Below are 253 nucleotides of genomic sequence, written 5' to 3'. Positions count from 1 at the left end.
AAAGGTTGAAAAAGTCGTTAATGCGCCACAAAAACCTGTGATCACAAATAACTTATAATTTGGACTAAGTGCGCTTTGTGAAAAATATGAAATTGCAAATCCAATAATAAAACCACCAATAAAATTTACGGTGACCGTACCCAATGGAATCGCTGGAAAAATAGGATTGAGCTTTAAACCAATCAACCAACGTAGCCAAGCACCTAAGATTGATCCTAACGCAATTGAGATAAGTGAATAGTACATGATTTAC

At 35.2% G+C, this 253-nt stretch carries 1 protein-coding gene; it reads right to left on the bottom strand.

Going from position 1 to position 253, the window contains the following annotated elements:
- On the bottom strand, positions 1-246 hold a 246-nt coding region (locus tag VJI93_RS09065; protein ID WP_324009369.1), incomplete at its 3' end, for a fluoride efflux transporter CrcB.
- Positions 247-253 lie beyond the last annotated feature (7 nt).

Source organism: Parvimonas sp. M20 (genome assembly GCF_035282425.1).
In the GTDB taxonomy this organism is placed as follows: domain Bacteria; phylum Bacillota; class Clostridia; order Tissierellales; family Peptoniphilaceae; genus Parvimonas.
This window is presented reverse-complemented; position numbering and strand designations above follow the sequence as displayed.